This window comes from Corallococcus llansteffanensis (assembly GCF_003612055.1).
Lineage (GTDB): Bacteria > Myxococcota > Myxococcia > Myxococcales > Myxococcaceae > Corallococcus > Corallococcus llansteffanensis.
Window position 1 is genome coordinate 1 of sequence record NZ_RAWB01000754.1, and the last position, 4,049, is coordinate 4,049.

General features: G+C 69.8%; 5 protein-coding genes. 1 reads left to right on the forward strand and 4 read right to left on the reverse strand.

Annotated features, from left to right (window positions below):
- Positions 1 to 351 precede the first annotated feature (351 nt).
- Positions 352 to 1,383 (forward strand): serine hydrolase domain-containing protein, encoded by a 1,032-nt coding sequence (locus D7V93_RS39555; protein ID WP_120648213.1) that lies wholly within the window; start codon positions 352 to 354, stop codon positions 1,381 to 1,383.
- A gap of 113 nt (positions 1,384 to 1,496) precedes the next feature.
- On the opposite strand, the gene D7V93_RS39560 is transcribed toward D7V93_RS39555, so the two are convergent.
- The 4 genes from D7V93_RS39560 to D7V93_RS45485 form a co-directional block, all read right to left on the reverse strand.
- Complete coding sequence (locus D7V93_RS39560) at positions 1,497 to 2,579, reverse strand: hypothetical protein (RefSeq protein ID WP_120648214.1); 1,083 nt, start codon at positions 2,577 to 2,579, stop codon at positions 1,497 to 1,499.
- On the reverse strand, positions 2,576 to 3,043 hold the full coding sequence (locus D7V93_RS39565; protein ID WP_244237783.1) for a phage holin family protein: 468 nt from the start codon (positions 3,041 to 3,043) through the stop codon (positions 2,576 to 2,578). Before D7V93_RS39565 ends, D7V93_RS39560 begins: the two co-directional genes overlap by 4 nt.
- A gap of 9 nt (positions 3,044 to 3,052) precedes the next feature.
- Positions 3,053 to 3,487 carry a hypothetical protein gene (locus D7V93_RS39570; RefSeq protein WP_120648215.1) on the reverse strand — a complete coding sequence of 145 codons (435 nt, stop codon included), beginning with the start codon at positions 3,485 to 3,487 and terminating at the stop codon, positions 3,053 to 3,055.
- 251 nt (positions 3,488 to 3,738) lie between these two features.
- Positions 3,739 to 4,049, reverse strand: a 311-nt coding sequence (locus D7V93_RS45485) for a hypothetical protein (RefSeq protein ID WP_158623965.1), incomplete at its 5' end; no start/stop codon positions are given.

Here is a 4,049-nt window from a genome sequence, read left to right on the forward strand (position 1 = left end):
CTCCCCTCCTTCCGCCGACTGCGGGGGGAACGACCTAGAACACCGAACGAATTGAATTCCCCCGTTTCTCAGCTGCGCGCGACTACGGCGGTACGAGCACAACCCGCCCCACCGTCTCGTGCCGTTCGAACGCCTCATGGGCCTGCTTCCCCAAGCAGGTGTGGAGGAGGCGAGCGTAGCGCCCCAGCCAGCTGCGAGGCAGGAGAGGACGCCGCGAGTGGACTTTCCGCCGAGCTCCTGAGGAGGATGTTAGACTTGGATATCTTCGCCTGCGTGAGATGTGGAGGCAGGCGGCCGGTGTTGGTGTACGTGAAGAAGGCGGGAGGGGACCCGTAAGAGCCCCACCACCCCATGCCGACTCCCTCCGAACTCCTCCTCGCGGAGACGCGGCGCTACCTGCGCGGCTACCGCTCCGCGTCCCTGTGCGCGGGCCTCACCCTCCAGGGCGCGCACCTCGTGCAGGGGCTGCGCGGAAAGGGGCCCCCTCCGCGGGAGGATGCGGTGTTCTCGCTGGGCGCGCTCACGGAGGTCTTCACGGCGGCGCTGCTCGCGGTGATGGTGGGCCGACAGGACTTGCGGCTCGACACGCCGCTGTCGGAGCTGATCCCCCGGGCGCTGCTGGTCGACGAGGTCGCGGGTCGCATCACGCTGGAGCAATTGGCGACGCACACCTCCGGCCTGCCACACCTGCCGCCCAACCTGGGCGCGGCGGCGCAGAACCCGGAGGATCCCTTCGGTCGCTACTCCGCGGGCCTCTTCGGTGAGTTCCTCCGCGGCTACCACCCCGAGCGCCCATCGCCGCGCCCCCCGGCCGAGTCCTTCCTGGGCATGGGCGTGCTCGGCCATGCGCTCTCACGGCGCGCGGGGTTGAACTACGGGCACGCGCTGCGGGACCTGCTCTGCAAGCCCCTGGGCATGGTCGACACGACGGCGAGGGTCTCCGACGAGCAGGCACCCCGGCTGCTCTCCGGGCACACCGCGCGCGGCAGGCCGGTGGCGCCGTGGACCTTCCCCGCGCTCCCCGGAGCGGGCGCGCTGCACTCCACCGCGGGCGACCTGCTGCGCTTCCTCGACGCGAACCTGGGCCGCGGTGAGCCCGGGCTCGTGCGCGCCCTGAAGCTGACGCATGCGCCTCGCGTGGACTCAGGGCGCGTGCGCTGGGGCCTCGGCTGGAATGTCTCCCAGGTGCGCGGGCACGCGGTGGTCTGGCGCTCGTCGGTGATGGGGGGCTTCGTGGGGTTCCTGGGCTTCGCGCCGGCGGCGGACGTGGGGGTTGTTCTCCTCGCGGACCACGGCTGGTCGCTGTTCGCCGCGCTGCGCGGGCGCGTCCCGCTGGAAGCGCCCGGCCTCGCGATACTCTCCCGACTGCTTCCCCTGCCCTGAGGTGGGGCTCCCGGGCCAGGACAACGGACCGGGAAGACCCCACGCTTCAAAGGGCTACATGCCTTCCTTCAGGCCCCCGTCCGTGCAAGGCGCACGACGGCGGCGGGCGGTGCTCAGTGCACCTTGGGGGCAATCTGATCCAGCGGCGGCAGCGGTGGGATTCCGGCGCTCGTGCCCATCGAGGTGGGGCCGGCGAGGGCCGTCTCCTCGTCCTGCGACGTGTCGCTGCCTTCCAGCTTCTGGCTCACCTGGTCACCCAGCTGCGACAGGCCTTCCTGCGCGCGGCGCTTGGCGGGCTCCAGGAGCTGGCGCTCCTTGTTGGACACCGGCAGGAGGCTCGCGGTGAGCATGCCCAGCGCCACCGCGCCGAGCGCGAGCGCCAGGGGCTGTTCCTGGAGGGCCCGGTCGTACCACTCCGAGGTGCGGCCGCGGAGCTCCTGGCCCGACGGCACGCGCTCGCGCAGGTGCGAGGCGCGATCGCGAACGACGTCGCTGGCGTCATGGACGCGCCCGCGCACGGTGTCCGCCGCGCCATGGACGCGCTCGCGCACGGTGTCCGCCGCGCCATGGACGCGCTCCTTCACGCCCTCCGCGGTGCTGCCCACCGACTCCTTCGCTGAGTGCAGCGCGTCCGCCGCGCGGTCCTTGAGGTTCGCGCCCTCGCTGCCGCGCTCGCCGACGTCCGCGTTGTACCCGGGGGACGTGTCGTATTCAGGGTAGGGGATGTCCCGGCCGGACCCGTAGGCGCCGTAGCGCTCGGACTCCGCGTAGCGCTCATCGCGCCCGTAGTAGCGCACCGGCACCCGCTCGTAGCCCTGGACCCGGTAGCCGCGCTCGTCGTAGCCGCGCTCGTCGTAGGCACGGCGCTCCTCGATACGGGAGCGGAAGGCTCGCTTCATCAACATGGACCCCACCCCCGCGCCCAGCAGCGCGCCCAGCAGCCCCAGGCCACGGGGTGTGTGGGTGGCTTCATCCGTCCACTCATACGTCTTGCGCATCGCCGTCTCCTTTGCGTGTGATTTCCAGTCGAGCACCTTGTCCCGGGCCTGCTGCTTCAGCTCGTCGCGCTTCTCCAGGGCGAGGTGCTTCGCGTGCTCCGTCACCTCTTCCTTCTTCTCAAGCGCGAACTCCTTCGCGCGGGCCTTCAGCAGCTCGGGGTTCGCGCGGCGGCCGAGCTCCTCCGCCAGCACGCTCATGCGTGCCCGTGCATCTGCGATTTCGCGGAGCGCATCGTCGTGCTCGCCCATTGGCTGTCCTCCTTGAGGGTCTGGATGGTTTTCCGAGGCGCGTGGACCGCCTTCAGTCGTTTCGCTCCCACCATGGCGATGCCCACCCCGGAGGCGATCAGCAACACGGTCACCAGCAGTGCGCTGGCCCACAGCGGCATCACCCCCGCGAGGGCGATGACCAGGAAGGCCACCAGCGCCATGGCGCCGAGGAAGAGCACCACACCTCCCGCGGCGAGCATCCCGCCGCCAGCCGCGGCCTTCTTCGCCTCGGAGCGCATCTCCGTGCGCGCGAGCGTGAACTCCGCCCGCAACAGGTGACGTCCCTGCTCAAGGAACTCGGAGACCAGGCTCCCGAGCGGTTGCTCGCCCAGCTGCCCGGTGTCCCGAGCGCCGTCCTGATCAGGACGGGTTCGTGAGGAATAGGTTTCCATGGTTCACCTTCACGCCTTGAGGAAGCGCGCGGCGACGAAGCCGAGCAGTGCACAGCCCGCCAGCGCCACACCTGGACGCTCGCGCATCTTCGTCTGCGCCTGCCGCAGGAGCTCCTCGGTGGAGTTCTGCTCCAGTGTGTCGGACGCCTTGCGCACGAAGCCCACGGCGCTGCCGATCAGCTGCTGCGGAACCTGCACATCACCCTGGGACGAGATGGATTCCAGCTGCCTGGCGAACCCGTTCAGGCTCTCCACCAGGGCGCCCTTGCGGGAGTCCACCTGGGAGAAGGCGCGCTGGCGCGTGATACCGCCAATGCGCTTCACCTGCTCCTTGCCCTCCTGCTTGATGCCCGCCCGGTCACCGGCCATCGACGACGACGCGGACTGGCCCTCATTGTAGAAGCCAGGGTTCTTCAGACGTTCCTCTTCCATGATGCTGCCCATGTCGCAACCTCCTCTGGCGTGATTGGCTCATGTATTCCGTTGCACGACTGCCTATGAAGCTATGCAATCGGACATGGCCTGCCTTGAGGGGTGCGCGTGCTGGTCGTGGAGCAGGCGTGGGAAGGGCCTGCGCCAGCGCGATGCGGGGGGAATACGCAGCGCTCGTTGATCAGTGACCAGGCGGGCATCCCGGCTTCAGGCGGGGCGGGGTTGGGGCCCGCGCCTGAAGGACCAGGAGTGTGGACGGCGACTCAGGGAATGCTGAAGCGGTATGTCTGCACGGCGCCCGAGGCTTCCATCTCGAAGTCGCGCACGTTGCGAGGCGAGCCGTTTTCGGTGCGCTGGGCGAGCTTGAAGTCGCCGGTGCCGTTGCGGGTCTGGAAGCGGAACTCGTACTGGCCCGGCTCGGTGGGGAGCGTGAGGGTCGCCATCTTCGACACCGAGAGGTTGACGAAGCCTGGGAGCGCTTCGCCGTCCGCGCGGCGAACGAAGCCGATGGCGCGCAGAAAGGGCGAGCCGCCGGTCATGACGAGGTACTGCGGCTCGGCGGCGGGGGCGGAGG